This window comes from Serratia sp. CY74737, from assembly GCF_052166775.1.
Classification (GTDB): Bacteria; Pseudomonadota; Gammaproteobacteria; order Enterobacterales; family Enterobacteriaceae; genus Serratia; species Serratia ureilytica.
Window position 1 is genome coordinate 123,733 of record NZ_JBJNOF010000013.1, and the last position, 17,046, is coordinate 140,778.

Annotated in this window: 18 protein-coding genes and 2 tRNA genes; 15 read left to right on the forward strand and 5 right to left on the reverse strand. The window is 57.7% G+C overall.

Annotation, left to right across the window (positions count from 1 at the left end):
- Positions 1-106: 106 nt before the first annotated feature.
- Positions 107-463 (forward strand): DNA-binding protein, encoded by a 357-nt coding sequence (locus tag ACJ8PE_RS18030; RefSeq protein WP_033651481.1) that lies wholly within the window; start codon positions 107-109, stop codon positions 461-463.
- 50 nt (positions 464-513) lie between these two features.
- Here ACJ8PE_RS18030 and ispB read toward each other — a convergent pair whose 3' ends face one another.
- A complete protein-coding gene (gene ispB / locus ACJ8PE_RS18035; RefSeq protein ID WP_033641648.1) occupies positions 514-1,485 on the reverse strand; it encodes an octaprenyl diphosphate synthase in 972 nt (323 codons plus the stop codon).
- Between the two features lie 270 nt (positions 1,486-1,755).
- Here ispB and rplU point away from each other — a divergent pair, with 270 nt between their 5' ends.
- The 4 genes from rplU to cgtA all read left to right on the forward strand — a co-directional run bounded on the left by rplU (position 1,756) and on the right by cgtA (position 4,608).
- Positions 1,756-2,067: a 50S ribosomal protein L21 gene (gene rplU / locus ACJ8PE_RS18040; RefSeq protein ID WP_004933561.1), complete on the forward strand. Its 312-nt coding sequence runs from the start codon at positions 1,756-1,758 to the stop codon at positions 2,065-2,067.
- Between the two features lie 17 nt (positions 2,068-2,084).
- A complete protein-coding gene (gene rpmA, locus ACJ8PE_RS18045; protein WP_004933559.1) occupies positions 2,085-2,342 on the forward strand; it encodes a 50S ribosomal protein L27 in 258 nt (85 codons plus the stop codon).
- Positions 2,343-2,447: 105 nt separating this feature from the next.
- On the forward strand, positions 2,448-3,419 hold the full coding sequence (locus ACJ8PE_RS18050; protein ID WP_033641649.1) for a DMT family transporter: 972 nt from the start codon (positions 2,448-2,450) through the stop codon (positions 3,417-3,419).
- Between the two features lie 16 nt (positions 3,420-3,435).
- Positions 3,436-4,608: an Obg family GTPase CgtA gene (gene cgtA / locus ACJ8PE_RS18055; protein ID WP_033641651.1), complete on the forward strand. Its 1,173-nt coding sequence runs from the start codon at positions 3,436-3,438 to the stop codon at positions 4,606-4,608.
- A 36-nt stretch (positions 4,609-4,644) separates the two neighbouring features.
- Here cgtA and pmrB read toward each other — a convergent pair whose 3' ends face one another.
- Genes pmrB through dacB form a run of 3 tightly spaced genes read right to left on the reverse strand, consistent with a single transcriptional unit; the run spans position 4,645 to position 7,807 of the window.
- The gene (gene pmrB / locus ACJ8PE_RS18060) at positions 4,645-5,706 is read right to left on the reverse strand and encodes a two-component system sensor histidine kinase PmrB (protein WP_197760317.1); all 1,062 of its coding nucleotides are present in this window, start codon (positions 5,704-5,706) and stop codon (positions 4,645-4,647) included.
- Entirely contained in the window at positions 5,703-6,365 is a 663-nt protein-coding gene (gene pmrA / locus ACJ8PE_RS18065) for a two-component system response regulator PmrA (RefSeq protein ID WP_033641655.1), read from the reverse strand. The genes pmrB and pmrA overlap by 4 nt, the downstream gene beginning before the upstream one ends.
- A gap of 8 nt (positions 6,366-6,373) precedes the next feature.
- Entirely contained in the window at positions 6,374-7,807 is a 1,434-nt protein-coding gene (dacB, locus tag ACJ8PE_RS18070) for a serine-type D-Ala-D-Ala carboxypeptidase (protein ID WP_197793298.1), read from the reverse strand.
- Between the two features lie 256 nt (positions 7,808-8,063).
- Between dacB and greA the strand changes: the two genes are divergently transcribed.
- On the forward strand, positions 8,064-8,540 hold the full coding sequence (greA, locus tag ACJ8PE_RS18075; RefSeq protein WP_004933539.1) for a transcription elongation factor GreA: 477 nt from the start codon (positions 8,064-8,066) through the stop codon (positions 8,538-8,540).
- A 112-nt stretch (positions 8,541-8,652) separates the two neighbouring features.
- Here greA and yhbY read toward each other — a convergent pair whose 3' ends face one another.
- Positions 8,653-8,946 (reverse strand): ribosome assembly RNA-binding protein YhbY, encoded by a 294-nt coding sequence (gene yhbY / locus ACJ8PE_RS18080; protein WP_004933536.1) that lies wholly within the window; start codon positions 8,944-8,946, stop codon positions 8,653-8,655.
- 143 nt (positions 8,947-9,089) lie between these two features.
- Between yhbY and rlmE the strand changes: the two genes are divergently transcribed.
- From rlmE to nusA, 9 genes are all read left to right on the forward strand, one after another.
- Complete coding sequence (gene rlmE / locus ACJ8PE_RS18085; RefSeq protein ID WP_004933533.1) at positions 9,090-9,719, forward strand: 23S rRNA (uridine(2552)-2'-O)-methyltransferase RlmE; 630 nt, start codon at positions 9,090-9,092, stop codon at positions 9,717-9,719.
- A gap of 56 nt (positions 9,720-9,775) precedes the next feature.
- The gene (ftsH, locus tag ACJ8PE_RS18090; protein WP_004933529.1) at positions 9,776-11,707 is read left to right on the forward strand and encodes an ATP-dependent zinc metalloprotease FtsH; all 1,932 of its coding nucleotides are present in this window, start codon (positions 9,776-9,778) and stop codon (positions 11,705-11,707) included.
- A gap of 92 nt (positions 11,708-11,799) precedes the next feature.
- Positions 11,800-12,636, forward strand: a complete 837-nt coding sequence (gene folP / locus ACJ8PE_RS18095; RefSeq protein ID WP_042783532.1) for a dihydropteroate synthase — start codon at positions 11,800-11,802, stop codon at positions 12,634-12,636.
- A 4-nt stretch (positions 12,637-12,640) separates the two neighbouring features.
- Positions 12,641-13,978, forward strand: a complete 1,338-nt coding sequence (gene glmM, locus ACJ8PE_RS18100; protein WP_033648671.1) for a phosphoglucosamine mutase — start codon at positions 12,641-12,643, stop codon at positions 13,976-13,978.
- Between the two features lie 220 nt (positions 13,979-14,198).
- Positions 14,199-14,534 (forward strand): preprotein translocase subunit SecG, encoded by a 336-nt coding sequence (gene secG, locus ACJ8PE_RS18105; RefSeq protein ID WP_004933519.1) that lies wholly within the window; start codon positions 14,199-14,201, stop codon positions 14,532-14,534.
- A gap of 69 nt (positions 14,535-14,603) precedes the next feature.
- Positions 14,604-14,690, forward strand: a tRNA-Leu gene (locus ACJ8PE_RS18110).
- A gap of 60 nt (positions 14,691-14,750) precedes the next feature.
- Positions 14,751-14,827: transfer RNA gene (locus ACJ8PE_RS18115), tRNA-Met, on the forward strand.
- Between the two features lie 217 nt (positions 14,828-15,044).
- On the forward strand, positions 15,045-15,497 hold the full coding sequence (rimP, locus tag ACJ8PE_RS18120) for a ribosome maturation factor RimP (protein ID WP_004933515.1): 453 nt from the start codon (positions 15,045-15,047) through the stop codon (positions 15,495-15,497).
- A gap of 21 nt (positions 15,498-15,518) precedes the next feature.
- The gene (gene nusA, locus ACJ8PE_RS18125) at positions 15,519-17,027 is read left to right on the forward strand and encodes a transcription termination factor NusA (RefSeq protein WP_004933514.1); all 1,509 of its coding nucleotides are present in this window, start codon (positions 15,519-15,521) and stop codon (positions 17,025-17,027) included.
- Positions 17,028-17,046: the final 19 nt, after the last annotated feature.

Sequence of the window (17,046 nt, forward strand, 5' to 3'; positions counted from 1 at the left end):
AACGTGAAACGCTTATTCGGAAACAAGAATACCATTAAATTTCCTAAAAAATACCCAAGTAATTTCCAAAAATGACTTTGCCCACTATTGCCCAGAGATGATGGCTATGAAAAACGAGTGGTTTGCCGCCAAGGAACTGACAGGCATCGCAGGATTACCTTCCTCACCACAGGGAATCAATCTGATGGCCCGGCGCGAAGGCTGGATAAGCCGCAGGCGTAAAGGCGTGCAGGGAAAAGCGTTGGAGTATCATATCGACAGCCTGCCGCCTGGCGCGCGCAACCTGCTGATGCTGAAAGAAGATGGGGCGGCGTATGACGTAGAACGCCAGGATCCGTTAGCGGTATGGATCGAGTATTACTACCATTTGACGGAGAGCGAGCGCGAGAAAATGGTGGCTTTCCTGATGCGGGAAGGGATAGGCGGCCTGCTGGCGCGCATTGACGAAGAGAACAATACCTAGACAGGCCCGCCTCAGCGGGCCTGATAAGAATGTTAAGAAACTTTTGTTTCTTAAAAGTCGCGTTGCACTGCCAGATGCGCCAGGCCTTCCAGCGCCGTGCGGTGCTCCGAGGCCGGCAAGACCTGCAGCGCGGCGATCGCCTTGTCGGCTTCTTCCTCGGCGCGTTGGCGAGTGTATTCCAGCGAACCGCATTGTTGCATCGCCTGCAATACCGGCTCCAGCAGATGACGACCGTTGCCTTGCTCAATCGCGCCGCGGATCATCTCACGCTGTGCGTCGTCGCCGTTGTGCATCGCGTGCAGCAGCGGCAGGGTCGGTTTCCCTTCATTCAGATCGTCACCGGTGTTTTTGCCCAGGGTGCTGCCGTCGGCGCTGTAGTCGAGCAGATCGTCGATCAGCTGGAAAGCGGTGCCGAGGTAGCGGCCATAATCTTGCAGCGCCTTCTCTTGCTCGGCGTTGGCGCCGGACAGGATCGCCGACGATTGCGCCGCCGCCTCAAACAGACGGGCGGTTTTGCTGTAGATCACCCGCATATAGCTTTCTTCGCTGATGTCAGGATCGTGCACGTTCATCAACTGCAGCACTTCGCCTTCGGCGATGACGTTGACCGCCTCCGACATCAGCGCCAGCACGCGCAGCGATTCCAGGCTGGTCATCATCTGGAAGGCGCGGGTATAGATAAAGTCGCCGACCAGCACGCTGGCGGCGTTGCCGAACGCGGCGTTGGCGGTGGCTTTGCCGCGGCGCATGTCCGATTCGTCGACGACGTCGTCATGCAGCAGCGTGGCGGTATGGATGAATTCGATCAGGGCGGCGACGGTGACGTGCTTGTTGCCTTCATAGCCCAACGCTCGCGCCGCCAGGACGGCGATCATCGGCCGGATGCGTTTACCGCCACCGCTGATAATGTAATAGCCAAGCTGATTGATGAGCGTGACATCGGAATTCAGCTGTTCGAGAATTGTTGCGTTCACGGCCGCCATATCTTGCGCGGTTAACTCGGTAATTTGCTCTAGGTTCATTGTGTTTTTTTCAGCTGTGTTTCTCTTCACCGCGTTGAGATCGCTGCTCACATCGGTACATGGCGGTAACTGTCCCTATGATTGTACTTGAAAAACGGTTCAGATAAACGCCACGAAAGAAACTGTGTTTTTTTTCTTCTTTTTTGTACATCTGGTCTTATTCTGCTCTTGTCATGCGCCGCTTTTTTGCGTAGAATTCGCGCCCTATTGTGAATATTTATAGCGCGCTCTGAACTAACACAGTCGGGCACGCGGAAAGCGGAGTTTTATATGTACGCGGTTTTCCAAAGTGGTGGTAAACAACACCGAGTAAGCGAAGGTCAGACCGTTCGCTTGGAAAAGCTGGACATCGCAACTGGTGAAGCGGTTGAGTTTGACCAGATTCTGATGATCGCTAATGGCGAAGATATCAAAATCGGCGTTCCTTTCGTCGATGGCGGCAAGATCAAAGCTGAAGTCGTTGCTCACGGTCGTGGCGAGAAAATTAAAATTGTTAAGTTTCGTCGTCGTAAACACCACCGTAAGCAGCAGGGCCACCGTCAGTGGTTCACTGACGTTAAAATCACCGGCATCAGCGCTTAAGTTAGGAGAGCGGATTAATGGCACACAAAAAGGCTGGCGGCTCGACTCGTAACGGTCGCGATTCAGAAGCTAAACGTCTGGGCGTAAAACGCTTTGGCGGCGAAGCAGTACTGGCAGGCAGCATCATCGTTCGTCAGCGCGGCACCAAATTCCACGCTGGTACCAACGTGGGTTGCGGCAAAGACCACACTCTGTTTGCTTTGAAAGACGGTAAAGTCAAATTCGAAGTTAAAGGCCCGAGCAATCGTAAATTCATCAGCATCGAAGCTGAATAATTTTTCGAGCCTTACGAAATAGATGTAAGCCCCGCAATTCGTTGCGGGGCTTTTTACATTTATGGGTTGCCTGCGGGCAGCCCCGTCAGCGTTGGCGAAGGTAATATGGATACGAAGCAGCAGGTCGGCGTGGGTATTTCCCTGGCGTTAACCACGGCGGTTTGCTGGGGTGCGTTGCCGATCGCGATGAAAGAAGTGTTGGCGGTGATGGAGCCGTTTACCGTCGTTTGGTATCGCTTTACCATGGCCGCCATCGGTTTGGGCGTGATCCTCGCGGTGCGCGGCAAGCTGCCGCCGCTGAAGATGTTCCGTCAACCGCGTTGGCTGCTGCTGTTGGCGATCGCCACGGCGGGGCTGTTGGGCAACTTTGTGTTCTTCAGTTCCTCGCTGCAATACCTGAGCCCGACGGCGTCGCAGGTGATTGGCCAGCTGTCGCCGGTGGGCATGATGTTCGCCAGCGTGCTGATTTTAAAAGAGCGCATGCGCATTACCCAGGTCATTGGCGCCTTGATGCTGATTTGTGGACTGATGTTGTTTTTCAACGTCAGTCTGATAGAGATCTTTACCCGGCTGACGGACTACACGCTGGGCGTCATGCTGGGCGTGTGTGCGGCGATGGTCTGGGTGAGCTACGGCGTGGCGCAGAAGGTATTGCTGCGACGGCTGGCTTCGCCGCAGATCCTGGTTATGTTGTACACTTTATGTGCGATGGCGTTGTTCCCTCTGGCCAAACCCGAGGTGATTTTCCAGCTTAGCGGCTGGCAATTGGCGTGCCTGCTGTTTTGCGGCGCCAACACGTTGATCGGCTATGGCGCGCTGGCGGAAGCGATGGCGCGCTGGCAGGCGGCGCAGGTGAGTGCGTTGGTGACGCTGACCCCGCTGTTTACCCTGCTGTTTTCTGATTTATTGGCGCTGGCCTGGCCCCAGGCGTTCGCCGCGCCGACGTTAAATCTCGTCGGCTATGTTGGCGCGTTTGTGGTCGTGGCGGGCGCTATGTTTTCCGCAATTGGTCACCGGTGGTGGCCGCGACGGGCAGAACCCCCCCAGGTTGCTCCTTTGAAGCAGCCCGGTGAATGATTTACGGAGACGGTAAATGAAGTTTGTAGATGAAGCAGCGATTCTGGTCGTTGCAGGCGATGGCGGCAACGGATGCGTCAGCTTCCGCCGCGAAAAATATATCCCTAACGGTGGGCCTGACGGCGGCGACGGCGGCGACGGCGGTGACGTCTACCTGCTGGCGGACGAGAACCTCAATACCCTGATCGACTACCGTTTTGAGAAGTCTTTCCGCGCCGAGCGCGGTCAGAATGGCCAGAGCCGCGACTGTACCGGTAAACGCGGTAAAGACGTCATCATCAAGGTGCCGGTCGGCACGCGCGTGAAGGATCAGGGCACCGGCGAGATCCTCGGCGACATGACCCGTCACGAGCAGAAACTGATGGTCGCCAAAGGCGGCTGGCACGGTCTGGGTAACACCCGTTTCAAATCGTCGGTCAACCGTGCGCCGCGTCAGAAGACGCTGGGCACCGCCGGCGAAGCGCGCGATCTGTTGCTGGAGCTGTTGCTGCTGGCCGATGTGGGCATGCTGGGGCTGCCGAACGCCGGCAAGTCGACCTTCATCCGCGCGGTGTCCGCCGCCAAACCGAAGGTGGCCGATTATCCGTTTACCACGCTGGTGCCAAGCCTGGGCGTGGTGCGCATGGACCACGAGCAGAGCTTTGTGGTCGCCGACATTCCGGGGCTGATCGAGGGCGCCTCCGAAGGCGCGGGCCTGGGCATTCGCTTCCTGAAACACCTGGAGCGTTGCCGCGTGCTGTTGCACCTGGTGGACATTGCGCCGATCGACGAATCCGATCCGGTGGAAAACGCCAAAGTCATCATCAACGAGTTGAACCAATACAGCGAAAATCTGGCGCAGAAGCCACGCTGGCTGGTGTTCAACAAAATTGATGTGATTGGTGAGGAAGAAGCTGCCGAACGCGCCAAGGCGATTGTGGAAGGCATGGGCTGGGAAGGAAAGTACTACATGATCTCCGCCGCCAACCGCGAAGGCGTCAACGCGCTGTGCTGGGACGTGATGAACTTCATCAACACCCAGCCGAAAGCGATGGCGATCGAAGAAAGCGCGCCGGAAAAAGTCGAATTCATGTGGGACGACTATCACCGCGAACAGCTGGCGGAGATGGAATCGGAAGCGGATGACGACTGGGATGACGACTGGGACGAAGACGACGACGAAGGTGTCGAAATCATTTACCAGAAGTAATTCGATGATAAAGGGCTCAGCAACGCTGGGCCCTTATTATTTGAGCGCCTTTTCCGGCAGCCAACACTGGGCATTCAGGCCGCGCGCATCGCGGCGGTTTTCCAGCGTCAAGCGCCCCTGGTGCAGCTGCACGATGCGGATCACGATATTCAAGCCCAGTCCGCTGCCGCCGTAGCGTTGATCCATGCGGCGAAACGCCTGCGTCAGCTCCCCGACCATCTCTTCCTTGATCCCCGGGCCATCGTCGATGACCTGCAGCAGATAACCGCGGTCCTGCGGCGTTAACCGCACCTGTATCGCGCCGCCTTCCGGGCCGTATCGGTGGGCGTTTTCGACCAGGTTGCGCAGCAGCAGCCGCAGCAGCACCGGATCGCCGTTTACCGCGGCGGCGGCCGGCAATTGCCAGGCCAGCGTTTGCTCGCGTTGGGCGGTCATTTCGTCGAGCTCCTCACGCAGCGGTTGGATCACATCGGCTACCCAATCGAAATGCTGGTAATGGCCGCTGGCAAAGTCTTGCCCGGCGCGCGACAGCATCAGCAGTTGCTCGACGGTGTGCATCAGTTGATCGATGCGGGCAATCAGCGCCTGGCTGCCCTTGACGCCCTGTTTTTCCATCAGTTCCAGATGCAGGCGGATGCCGGCCAGCGGCGTGCGCAGCTCGTGGGCGGCGTCGGCGGTGAACAGGCGTTCCTGCTGAATGGTGTTGTCCAGCCGTGAGAACAGCTGATTGAGCGCATTGGTGACCGCCACCATTTCCTGGCTGTCGCTGGTGATCGGCAGCGGCGTCAGGTTATCGGCAGAGCGCTTTTCCAGCCGCTGCTGCAATTGGTTGAGCGGGCGGGTGATCCAGCTGATGGCCCAGAAAGACGCCAGCAGGGTCACGATCATCATGATCAGCGAAGGCGCCAACAGCGAGGCGATGGCCTCGGCGATCTCGGTATCGACGCGCTCGCTGCGCACTTTGGCGGACAGGGTTTCGTCCACCAGGAAGCTGATCTGTTCCTGGCTTTCGTGCCACAGCCAGAAGGCGCTGATGAGCTGCGTGACCAACAGGATCAGCGCCAACATCAGCAGCAGGCGGCGGCGCATGCTGATCATGAGGAAGGTTCCAGGCGGTAGCCGATGCCGCGCACGGTGCGGATGCGATCCTTGCCCAGTTTACGGCGCAGGTTGTGGATGTGCACTTCCAGCGTGTTGGAGCCCAGGTCGTCTTGCCAGGTGTAGAGATCTTGTTGCAGGAGCTCACGGTTGACCGTCTGCCCGGCACGCATGATCAGGCGCGACAGAATGGCGAACTCTTTTGGCGTGACTTCCACCGGCTGTTGCTGCAGGTAGACCTGCTGGCTGGAGAGGTTCAACTGCAGGTCATCCACCTGCATCAGATTGTCGCTGTGGCCCTGGTAGCGCCGAAGGAGGGCGCGCACGCGTGCCTGCAGCTCAACCAGCGCGAAGGGTTTGACCAGATAGTCGTCGGCGCCGGCGTCCAGCCCGTCGACGCGATCTTCCAGGGCGTCGCGGGCGGTCAGGATCAGCACCGGCAGATCGATCTGCTGGCGGCGCCACTGCCGCAGCAGCGCCGCGCCGTCCATGTCCGGCAGGCCGAGATCCAGGATCACCATGCTGTATTGGCTGGTGATGAGCAGGCTGTTGGCCTCCGCCGCCGTGGCGGCACAGTCGCAGACGTAACCCTCGCCGGTCAGCGCCAACGCCAGCCCCTGTTGCAGCAGTTCATCATCTTCAACGACCAGCAGCTTCATGACGACCCTCAGTTGTTTTGGTAAATATCCCGATACAGGCGGCTTTCGAAGCGCACCAGCGGCGCGCGGCGCTGTTTCTGATCTTCCGGCGGCACGGCGTAGCCGGAGAGATACTGTACGAAGGCCATACGCTGTCCGCTGGCGGTCGTGATGAAGCCCGCCAGGTTGTAGACGCCCTGCAGCGCGCCGGTCTTGGCCGATACCTTGCCGTCGACGCCGGCTTCATGCAGGCCGCCGCGGTAGCGCAGGGTGCCGTCATAGCCGGACAGCGGCAGCATCGAGATAAAGTTCAGCTCGTTGTCGTGCTGCGCGATGTACTGCAGCGCCTGCATCATGGTCGCCGGGGCGAGCAGGTTGTGGCGCGACAGGCCGGAACCGTCAGCGATGATGGTATTGCCCAGATCGATACCGGCCTTTTGGCGCAGCACCTGGCGCACCGCATCGGAGCCCGCTCGCCAGGTGCCCGGCACGCCGAAGCGCTCATGGCCGATGGTGCGGAAGACGGTATCGGCAATCATGTTGTCCGACTTCTTCAGCATGATCTTCAACAGATCGTGCAGCGGTGCCGACTGGGTTTGCGCGATCACTGTGCCGGTAATGCCGGGACGCGTCTGGCGTTTCAAATGCCCGTCGATCTGGATGCCGGCCTGCGTTAGCTCGTCTTTCAAGATGGCGCCCGCATAGCTGGCACCGTCCTGGATGGCGAAGGCCAGCGGCAACGGCTCGATGCGCTGCGTCAGGCAGCCGGTCAGGGTAAAGCGGTTCAGCTCGCCCGGCACCACGTCCAGCTCGCAGTACTGTGCGTCTGCCGAGCCGCGCGCCAGGGTGCGTACCTGGCTAAACATATTAACCGGATAATAGGAGGCGACGCGGATAAACGCCATGTCGCCCGGATTTGGCGCGCTGTACAGCGAGACCGAGAAACAGTTGCGATCGACGATGGCGGCGGCCGGCGGCGCGCTGAAGCACTGCGTCAGATCGTTCCACGGCCAACCGGGCGCTTTGTCATGGCTGGCGAAGACCGAGGTATCGACCAGCACGTCGCCGCTGATTTGGCGCACGCCTTGCTTTTTCAGGACGGCCACCATATTGCGCAGGCTCTGGCGTTTGAAGGTCGGATCGCCGCTGAAGCGAGCGATCAGGTTGCCGCGCAGCACGCCGTCGCGGATATCGCCCTGGCTCTCCAGCGTGGTGGTGAAACGGTAATCGGGCCCGAGTTGCAGCAATGCCGCCAGCGCCGTCAGCACTTTTTGGGTACTGGCCGGCAGCGCCATTTGCTGAGAGTGGTAATCGATCGTCGGCGAGCCGGCGCCGATCTTCTGAACGACCAGGGCAAGGTTGGCCCCATCAGGCAGATATTGTGTGTACTCTTCAACCGGGGCCGCATTCGCATTCAGAACAAATGCGCAAGCCAATGCACTGACAATTCGTGAAAAACGCATAATCTCGGGATAACAGCTGGATAACGTGCCGTCATACTACGGTGCAATCAGGGAAAAAGTAAACGATGACCCTCAAGGAACTCTAGGCTAAAATGCGTATCAAAATGCAAAACCGATCTTGGCTTGGGCTCCGTTCCGAGTCAGGTTTCTTTTGTTTGTCGCCTGGAGGCGGGGGGCAGTATGCCAACCGTGTTTTCATACGAATACGTCAGGATGACGGTTATTTGAACAGGAAAGATTTAGAGGTATTTATACGATGAACCAAATTCCGATGACCTTGTTTGGCGCTGAAAAACTGCGCGAAGAGCTCGAATATCTGAAAAGCGTGCGCCGCCCGAAAATCATTGCGGATATCGCTGAAGCGCGTGAACACGGCGACTTGAAAGAAAATGCCGAGTACCATGCCGCCCGCGAACAGCAGGGTTTCTGTGAAGGCCGCATTCAGGAAATCGAAGCCAAGCTGTCCAATGCTCAGGTGATCGACATCACCAAGATGCCGAACACCGGTCGGGTGATCTTCGGCGCCACCGTATCGGTGATGAATCTGGACAGCGAAGAAGAAGTGACTTACCGCATCGTTGGCGACGATGAGGCCGATTTCAAGAAAAATCTGATTTCGGTAAACTCGCCGATGGCGCGCGGCCTGATCGGCAAAGAGCAAGACGATGTGGTGGTGATCAAAACCCCAGGCGGCGACGTGGAATACGAGATCCTGAAGGTCGAGTATCTCTGATCGGGACCGTTGGTCATTAATGCGCCAACGTTTTGTAAAGATAGGAAAAAGGCCGCAAGCGGCCTTTTATCTTGGTCAGGCGCATGGCACCTTTTCGTTAACCTGATGGTTATTAACGCGGTAGACTGATCTTGCGCTCTTTCGACGGGCGGTAAAGAATAAGCGTACTGCCGATAACTTGCACATTGCAGGCGCCCGTTTCACGCACGATAGCGTCGGCGATCAGGGTCTTGGTTTCGCGATCTTCAGCGGCGATTTTTACCTTGATCAGCTCATGATGCTCCAGAGCCTGTTCAATTTCAGCCAGCACCCCTTCGGTAAGACCGTTATTGCCCAGCATCACCACCGGTTTTAACGGATGCGCCAGGCCTTTCAGGTGCTGTTTTTGTTTATTATTCAGATTCATTGTCTTTTTTGCTTAAGTTGGGATTGAAAACGGTACATTCTACCGCCATCTCATGTATATCACCAAATCGGTCTTCACCGGTGTGAGTCTACGTGAGCAGCGACCCTGACATAAGACTCTTTTTATGATAGTTGGAAAACGAGATGGCTAATAAAAAGCGTTCGGCTAGCTCCAGTCGCTGGTTACAAGAACACTTTAGCGATAAATATGTACAGCAGGCGCAGAAAAAGGGACTGCGTTCCCGTGCCTGGTTTAAACTTGATGAAATACAGCAGAGCGACAAACTGTTCAAACCGGGCATGACCGTGGTTGATCTGGGCGCCGCACCGGGCGGCTGGTCGCAGTATGTGGTCACCCAAATCGGCGGTACCGGGCGCATCATCGCCTGTGATATTTTGCCAATGGATCCTATCGTTGGCGTCGATTTCCTTCAGGGCGATTTTCGTGATGAACTGGTGCTGAAGGCACTGTTGGAACGAGTAGGCGAGAGTAAGGTTCAGGTGGTCATGTCCGATATGGCCCCGAATATGAGTGGCACCCCGGCGGTCGATATTCCAAGGTCGATGTATCTGGTGGAGTTGGCGCTGGATATGTGTCGTGATGTCCTCGCACCAGGCGGAAGTTTCCTGGTGAAGGTGTTCCAGGGAGATGGCTTTGACGAGTACCTACGGGAAATTCGCTCCCTGTTTACGAAGGTTAAGATTCGTAAGCCAGACGCTTCCCGCGCCCGTTCGCGCGAAGTGTACATTGTAGCGACAGGGCGCAAACTGTAGTACCCTAACGCTGTTTGTTAACACAGTTGTAAGATGAGGTTAATCCCTTGAGTGACATGGCGAAAAACCTAATTCTCTGGTTAGTCATCGCGGTAGTGTTGATGTCTGTATTCCAGAGCTTTGGGCCCAGCGAGTCGAATGGCCGTAGGGTGGATTACTCTACCTTCATGTCCGAACTGACCCAGGACCAGGTTCGCGAAGCGCGAATCAACGGACGTGAAATTAACGTTACCAAGAAAGACAGTAACAAATACACGACCTACATCCCTGTCAACGATCCTAAGTTGCTGGATACGTTGTTAACGAAGAATGTGAAAGTTGTCGGCGAGCCGCCTGAAGAGCCGAGCCTGCTGGCTTCTATCTTTATCTCTTGGTTCCCGATGCTGTTGCTGATCGGGGTCTGGATCTTCTTTATGCGGCAAATGCAGGGCGGCGGCGGCAAGGGCGCGATGTCCTTCGGCAAGAGCAAGGCCCGCATGCTGACGGAAGACCAGATCAAGACCACTTTCGCCGATGTCGCCGGGTGTGACGAAGCGAAAGAAGAGGTGAGCGAACTGGTGGAATACCTGCGCGAACCGAGCCGTTTCCAGAAGCTGGGCGGCAAGATCCCGAAAGGCGTGCTGATGGTTGGCCCGCCGGGGACCGGTAAAACGCTGTTGGCGAAAGCGATCGCCGGCGAAGCGAAGGTACCATTCTTCACCATTTCCGGTTCCGACTTCGTCGAAATGTTCGTCGGCGTGGGTGCATCCCGCGTGCGCGACATGTTCGAACAAGCGAAGAAAGCCGCGCCGTGCATCATCTTCATCGATGAAATCGACGCCGTCGGTCGCCAGCGTGGCGCCGGCCTGGGTGGCGGTCACGATGAGCGTGAGCAGACCCTGAACCAGATGCTGGTTGAGATGGACGGTTTCGAAGGCAACGAGGGCATCATCGTCATCGCGGCGACTAACCGTCCGGACGTGCTTGACCCCGCGCTGCTGCGCCCGGGCCGTTTCGACCGTCAGGTCGTGGTCGGGCTGCCGGACGTGCGCGGCCGTGAGCAGATCCTGAAGGTGCACATGCGCCGCGTGCCGTTGGCGGCCGACATCGACGCCTCCGTCATTGCGCGTGGTACGCCGGGCTTCTCCGGTGCCGACCTGGCCAACCTGGTCAATGAAGCGGCGCTGTTCGCCGCCCGCGGCAACAAGCGCGTGGTGTCGATGGTGGAGTTCGAGAAAGCCAAAGACAAGATCATGATGGGTGCGGAACGCCGCTCCATGGTGATGACTGAAGCGCAGAAAGAGTCGACCGCGTATCACGAAGCGGGCCATGCCATCATTGGCCGCCTGGTTCCTGAACACGATCCGGTGCACAAAGTGACCATTATTCCTCGTGGCCGTGCGCTTGGCGTGACCTTCTTCCTGCCGGAAGGGGATGCGATCAGCGCCAGCCGTCAGAAGCTGGAGAGCCAAATCTCCACCCTGTACGGCGGTCGTCTGGCGGAAGAGATCATCTACGGGCCGGAAAAAGTCTCTACCGGTGCGTCGAACGACATCAAAGTGGCGACCTCCATCGCTCGCAACATGGTGACCCAATGGGGCTTCTCCGAGAAGCTGGGGCCGCTGCTGTATGCGGAAGAAGAGGGCGAAGTGTTCCTGGGCCGTTCCGTGGCCAAGGCGAAGCACATGTCGGATGAAACCGCGCGTATCATCGACCAGGAAGTGAAGTCGCTGATCGAACGCAACTACACGCGTGCTCGCTCGCTGCTGATGGAAAACATGGACATCCTGCACTCGATGAAGGATGCGTTGATGAAGTATGAAACCATCGATGCGCCGCAGATCGACGATCTGATGAATCGCAAAGACGTGCGTCCGCCGGCGGGCTGGGACGATGCGAACAAAGGCAACAGCTCCGACAACGGTGGCACCCCGAAAGCCCCGACGCCGGTAGATGAGCCGCGCACCCCAACGCCGGGCAACACCATGTCCGAACAGCTCGACAAGTAACAGCGGCTGTGTAATAACATCAAACCCCGGCATGCCGGGGTTTTTTTTTGCCCGGCGGGCAGTGAACCAGGCAACAGTAAGGTGGACCAACCATGCAGTTAACCGTGCGCGACATGACGCTCAATCTTTCCCATCCGCAGGTGATGGGCATCCTCAACGTGACGCCGGATTCGTTTTCCGACGGCGGCCGCCACAACACCCTGAACCAGGCGCTGGTACATGCGCATGCGCTGATTTCGGCCGGCGCCACGATGATTGATATCGGCGGCGAATCGACAAGGCCGGGGGCGGCGGAAGTGAGCGAAGAGGAGGAGCTTGAGCGGGTCGTGCCTGTGGTGGAAGCGCTGGCGCAGCGCTTTGAAGTCTTTATCTCGGTCGATACCTCGAAAGCGGGTGTGATCCGCGAATCGGCGCACGCCGGCGCACACTTGATCAACGACATCCGTTCGCTGCAGGAGCCGGGCGCTCTGGCGGCGGCGGCGGAAAGCGGTTTGCCGGTCTGCCTGATGCACATGCAGGGGCAGCCGCGCACCATGCAGCAGGCGCCGCACTACGACGATCTGATCGCCGACGTTCAGACGTTTTTCGAGCACCATATCCGGCGCTGTAACGAGGCGGGGATAACAAATCAGAAATTGCTGCTCGACCCAGGCTTCGGTTTCGGTAAAAATTTGGCGCACAACTATCAGCTTCTGGCCCGGTTGTCGGAATTTCATCGTTTCGGTTTGCCGCTGTTGGTCGGCATGTCGCGCAAATCGATGATTGGACAACTGCTGAACGTGCCGCCGGATCAACGGGTTATCGGCAGCGTGGCCTGCGCGGTGATCGCGGCGATGCAGGGTGCGCAGATTGTCAGAGTGCATGATGTTAAAGAAACCGTCGAGGCGATGCGTGTCGTCGAGGCAACACTTTCAGCTAAGGGACAGTAGAGACATGAGCGAGCGCAAATATTTTGGCACCGACGGCATCCGTGGCAAGGTCGGGGACAGCCCCATCACGCCTGACTTCGTGCTGAAGCTGGGCTGGGCGGCCGGTAAAGTGCTGGCGCGTCACGGTTCCCGCAAGATCATCATCGGTAAGGATACGCGCATCTCCGGATATATGCTGGAGTCCGCTCTGGAAGCCGGCCTGGCGGCCGCCGGATTGTCCGCCTCCTTCACCGGGCCGATGCCCACGCCGGCGGTGGCCTACCTGACGCGCACCTTCCGCGCGGAAGCGGGCATTGTCATCTCCGCTTCGCACAACCCGTTCTATGACAACGGCATCAAGTTCTTCTCGATCGACGGCGCCAAATTGCCGGACAACGTCGAAGAGGCGATCGAAGCCGAGATGGAAAAACCGCTGACCTGCGTGGAGTCCGCCGAGCTGGGTAAAGCCAGCCGTATCATCGACGCCGCTGGCCGCTATATCGAATTCTGCAAAGGCACCTTCCCGAGCGAGCTGAGCCTGAAGGGGCTGAAAATCGTGGTTGACTGCGCCAACGGCGCGACTTACCACATCGCGCCGAGCGTGCTGCGCGAGCTGGGCGCCACGGTGATCGCCATCGGCGTTGAGCCGGACGGGATGAACATCAATGAAAAATGCGGCGCTACCGATGTGCGTCAGCTGCAGGAGCGCGTGTTGCAGGAAAAAGCGCACGTCGGCCTGGCGTTCGACGGCGACGGCGACCGCGTGATGATGGTGGATCACCTGGGCAACAAGGTGGACGGCGACCAGATCCTGTACATCATCGCCCGTGAAGGCCTGCGTCAGGGCCAGCTGCGCGGCGGCGCGGTCGGCACCCTGATGAGCAATATGGGGTTGGAGCTGGCGCTGAAACAGCTGGGCATTCCGTTCGCTCGCGCCAAAGTGGGCGACCGCTACGTGCTGGAGAAGCTGCAGGAGTTGGGCTGGCGCATCGGCGCGGAAAACTCCGGCCATGTGATCCTGCTGGACAAAACCACCACCGGCGACGGCATCGTGGCCGGGCTGCAGGTGCTGACCGCCATGGTGCGCAACCACATGAGCCTGCATGACCTGTGCAGCGGCATGAAGCTGCTGCCGCAGATCCTGGTCAACGTGCGCTTCGCCGGCGAGCACAATCCGCTGGAGTCCGACGCGGTGCGCAAAGTCACCGAGCAAGTGGAGGCCGAGCTGGCCGGCCGCGGCCGGGTGCTGCTGCGCAAATCGGGCACCGAGCCGCTGATCCGCGTGATGGTGGAAGGCGAAGACGAGCAGCAGGTGACTGCGCTGGCGCATCGCATCGCCGATGCGGTGAAATCCGCAGGTTAAAACAGACAGTTAGCCGCCGGGCTTGGCATCGCTGAGCCCGAACAGGCGATTGTTGGCGTTTTTTTCCGCAAACGCGCCGGCGGCTGCAAATTGCCCTTGCGCGGGTTGGCGGCTTTGGTTAGTATTCACACCCGCTTCAGTAGGCAGTTTATAAAAACGCCTGCTTGATGAGTGTGAAGCATTTGGCATGCGGTAAGGCCGCAAGGATACGGGTACTACTATGTACGAAGCTCTTCTGGTAATTTTCCTGCTGATCTCAATCGGGCTGGTTGCTCTGATTATGTTGCAGCAAGGTAAAGGCGCTGATATGGGAGCCTCTTTCGGAGCAGGTGCATCAGGCACGTTGTTCGGTTCGAGTGGTTCCGGTAACTTTATGACCCGCATGACTGCTGTATTGGCGACGCTGTTCTTCGTCATCAGCCTGATTCTGGGCAACCTCAGCAGCAACCAAAGCAAGAAAGGCAGCGAGTGGGAAAACCTCGGTCAGCCGGTGAAAACTGAGCAGACAACCGCGCCGGCAGCACCTGCCAAGCCGAGCAGCGACATCCCGCAGTAAGCCGCAAAAAGTTTGTAAACGGTGGTTGTGAACTCGAAAGAACAACGGCCGTTAGCAGTAAGAATCAGTACCGAGGTGGTGGAATTGGTAGACACGCTACCTTGAGGTGGTAGTGCCCTAACGGGCTTGTGGGTTCGAGTCCCATCCTCGGTACCAAATCCCAGAGATAACTTGCAATTTTGCGATTATCGGCGTAGTATTTGCCACGTTTTCGAACGCGGGGTGGAGCAGCCTGGTAGCTCGTCGGGCTCATAACCCGAAGGTCGTCGGTTCAAATCCGGCCCCCGCAACCACTTTCCTTTAAGTGTTTATTTTCAAATACACTTTTCGATTGAAACCCGCTTTTCTCGATCAACATTTGAAAATGACACTTGCTCGAAAGTTGTACCGAGGCCGCCTAGCGGCAAACAGGGTCCAGTTGCATAAAGCCCCGATTTTTCGGGGTTTTTTGTTATTTGGCAACAGAATCACTGGGCTATTTAGCCCTTTTTTTATGTCTTGGGGGTGGGCTTGTCCACATTAGAGCAACAGTTAACAGAGATGCTTTCGGCACCCGTAGAAGCGTTGGGCTTTGAGCTTGTAGGCATCGAATTCATTCGTGCGCGCCAATCGACGCTCCGCATCTATATTGATAGTGATAACGGCATCAATGTTGATGATTGCGCTGATGTCAGCCACCAGGTCAGCGCTGTATTGGACGTCGAAGATCCAATCACGGTCGCTTACAACTTGGAAGTCTCCTCTCCTGGCCTTGATCGCCCGATGTTCACCGCAGAACACTATACGCGTTACCTCGGTGAAGAAGTCAGCCTGGTCCTGCGCATGGCGGTACAGAACCGTCGCAAGTGGCAGGGTATTATCAAGTCTGTCGAAGGCGAGATGATCACGGTTACTGTGGAAGGGAAAGATGAAGTGTTCGCGCTGAGCAACATCCAGAAAGCGAACCTGGTACCCCACTTTTAAAGTTTGGAAGAGGCAACTAGGATGAACAAAGAGATTCTGGCTGTTGTTGAAGCAGTTTCCAATGAAAAATCCCTTCCGCGCGAGAAGATTTTCGAAGCGCTGGAAACTGCATTAGCCACCGCAACCAAGAAAAAATACGAGCAGGAAATCGACGTGCGCGTCAGCATTGACCGCAGAACCGGCGATTTCGATACCTTCCGCCGTTGGGTCGCCGTAGACGAAGTGACTCAGCCGACGCGTGAAATCACGCTGGAAGCCGCTCAGTTTGAAGATCCGAGCATCGAGCTCGGCGGATACGTCGAAGATCAGATCGAATCCGTGACCTTCGACCGCATCACCACCCAAACCGCCAAGCAGGTTATCGTGCAGAAAGTGCGCGAGGCCGAGCGCGCGATGGTGGTCGACGCTTTCCGTGAACACGAAGGTGAGATCGTCACCGGCGTGGTGAAGAAGGTGAACCGTGACAGCATCGCGCTGGATCTGGGCAACAACGCCGAAGCGGTCATTGGCCGTGAAGACATGCTGCCGCGCGAAAACTTCCGTCCGGGCGACCGCATTCGCGGCGTATTGTATGCCGTACGTCCCGAAGCTCGCGGCGCGCAGCTGTTCGTCAGCCGTTCCAGCCCGGAAATGCTGAAAGAGCTGTTCCGCATCGAAGTGCCGGAAATCGGCGAAGAAGTGATCGAGATTAAAGCGGCAGCCCGCGATCCAGGCTCCCGTGCGAAAATTGCAGTGAAAACCAACGACAAGCGCATCGATCCGGTCGGCGCCTGCGTAGGTATGCGCGGTGCGCGCGTTCAGGCCGTGTCGAGCGAGCTCGGCGGCGAACGCATCGATATCATCCTGTGGGATGATAACCCAGCGCAATTCGTCATCAACGCCATGGCGCCGGCCGACGTCGCGTCGATCGTGGTAGACGAAGATAACTGCACCATGGATATCGCCGTTGAAGCCAGCAACCTGGCGCAGGCGATCGGCCGTAACGGCCAAAACGTGCGTTTGGCTTCCCAACTGCTGAAACAACACCGCGGCGACGATCGTTGGGAACTGAACGTGATGACGGCGGACGACCTGCAGGCCAAGCACCAGGCCGAGGCTCATGCCGCTATTGATACCTTCACCAAGTATCTTGATATCGACGAAGATTTCGCCACCGTACTGGTTGAAGAAGGCTTCTCCACGCTGGAAGAGCTGGCCTACGTGCCGATCAAAGAGCTGTTGGAAATCGACGGTCTGGATGAAGATACGGTTGAAGCATTGCGCGAACGCGCCAAAGCTGCATTGACCACGCTGGCCCTGGCACAAGAAGAAAGCCTGGGCGACAACAAACCGGCCGACGATTTGCTCAACCTGCCGGGTCTTGAGCGCAGCATGGCCTTTAAACTGGCCGCGCGTGGGGTTTGTACGCTGGAAGATCTTGCCGAGCAGGGTGTTGACGATCTGGCTGATATTGAAGGGCTTAGCGATGAGCAAGCCGGCGAGCTGATCATGGCTGCACGCAATATCTGTTGGTTTGGCGACAACGCGTAATAACTGTAGCAGGAAGGAA

Bases quoted from the DNA above. Each gene is read 5' to 3' on its own strand.
- ACJ8PE_RS18030 (WP_033651481.1), top strand. From the start codon at position 107: ATGAAAAACGAGTGGTTTGCCGCCAAGGAACTGACAGGCATCGCAGGA.
- ispB (WP_033641648.1), bottom strand. From the start codon at position 1,485: ATGAACCTAGAGCAAATTACCGAGTTAACCGCGCAAGATATGGCGGCC.
- rplU (WP_004933561.1), top strand. From the start codon at position 1,756: ATGTACGCGGTTTTCCAAAGTGGTGGTAAACAACACCGAGTAAGCGAA.
- rpmA (WP_004933559.1), top strand. From the start codon at position 2,085: ATGGCACACAAAAAGGCTGGCGGCTCGACTCGTAACGGTCGCGATTCA.
- ACJ8PE_RS18050 (WP_033641649.1), top strand. From the start codon at position 2,448: ATGGATACGAAGCAGCAGGTCGGCGTGGGTATTTCCCTGGCGTTAACC.
- cgtA (WP_033641651.1), top strand. From the start codon at position 3,436: ATGAAGTTTGTAGATGAAGCAGCGATTCTGGTCGTTGCAGGCGATGGC.
- pmrB (WP_197760317.1), bottom strand. From the start codon at position 5,706: ATGATCAGCATGCGCCGCCGCCTGCTGCTGATGTTGGCGCTGATCCTG.
- pmrA (WP_033641655.1), bottom strand. From the start codon at position 6,365: ATGAAGCTGCTGGTCGTTGAAGATGATGAACTGCTGCAACAGGGGCTG.
- dacB (WP_197793298.1), bottom strand. From the start codon at position 7,807: ATGCGTTTTTCACGAATTGTCAGTGCATTGGCTTGCGCATTTGTTCTG.
- greA (WP_004933539.1), top strand. From the start codon at position 8,064: ATGAACCAAATTCCGATGACCTTGTTTGGCGCTGAAAAACTGCGCGAA.
- yhbY (WP_004933536.1), bottom strand. From the start codon at position 8,946: ATGAATCTGAATAATAAACAAAAACAGCACCTGAAAGGCCTGGCGCAT.
- rlmE (WP_004933533.1), top strand. From the start codon at position 9,090: ATGGCTAATAAAAAGCGTTCGGCTAGCTCCAGTCGCTGGTTACAAGAA.
- ftsH (WP_004933529.1), top strand. From the start codon at position 9,776: ATGGCGAAAAACCTAATTCTCTGGTTAGTCATCGCGGTAGTGTTGATG.
- folP (WP_042783532.1), top strand. From the start codon at position 11,800: ATGCAGTTAACCGTGCGCGACATGACGCTCAATCTTTCCCATCCGCAG.
- glmM (WP_033648671.1), top strand. From the start codon at position 12,641: ATGAGCGAGCGCAAATATTTTGGCACCGACGGCATCCGTGGCAAGGTC.
- secG (WP_004933519.1), top strand. From the start codon at position 14,199: ATGTACGAAGCTCTTCTGGTAATTTTCCTGCTGATCTCAATCGGGCTG.
- nusA (WP_004933514.1), top strand. From the start codon at position 15,519: ATGAACAAAGAGATTCTGGCTGTTGTTGAAGCAGTTTCCAATGAAAAA.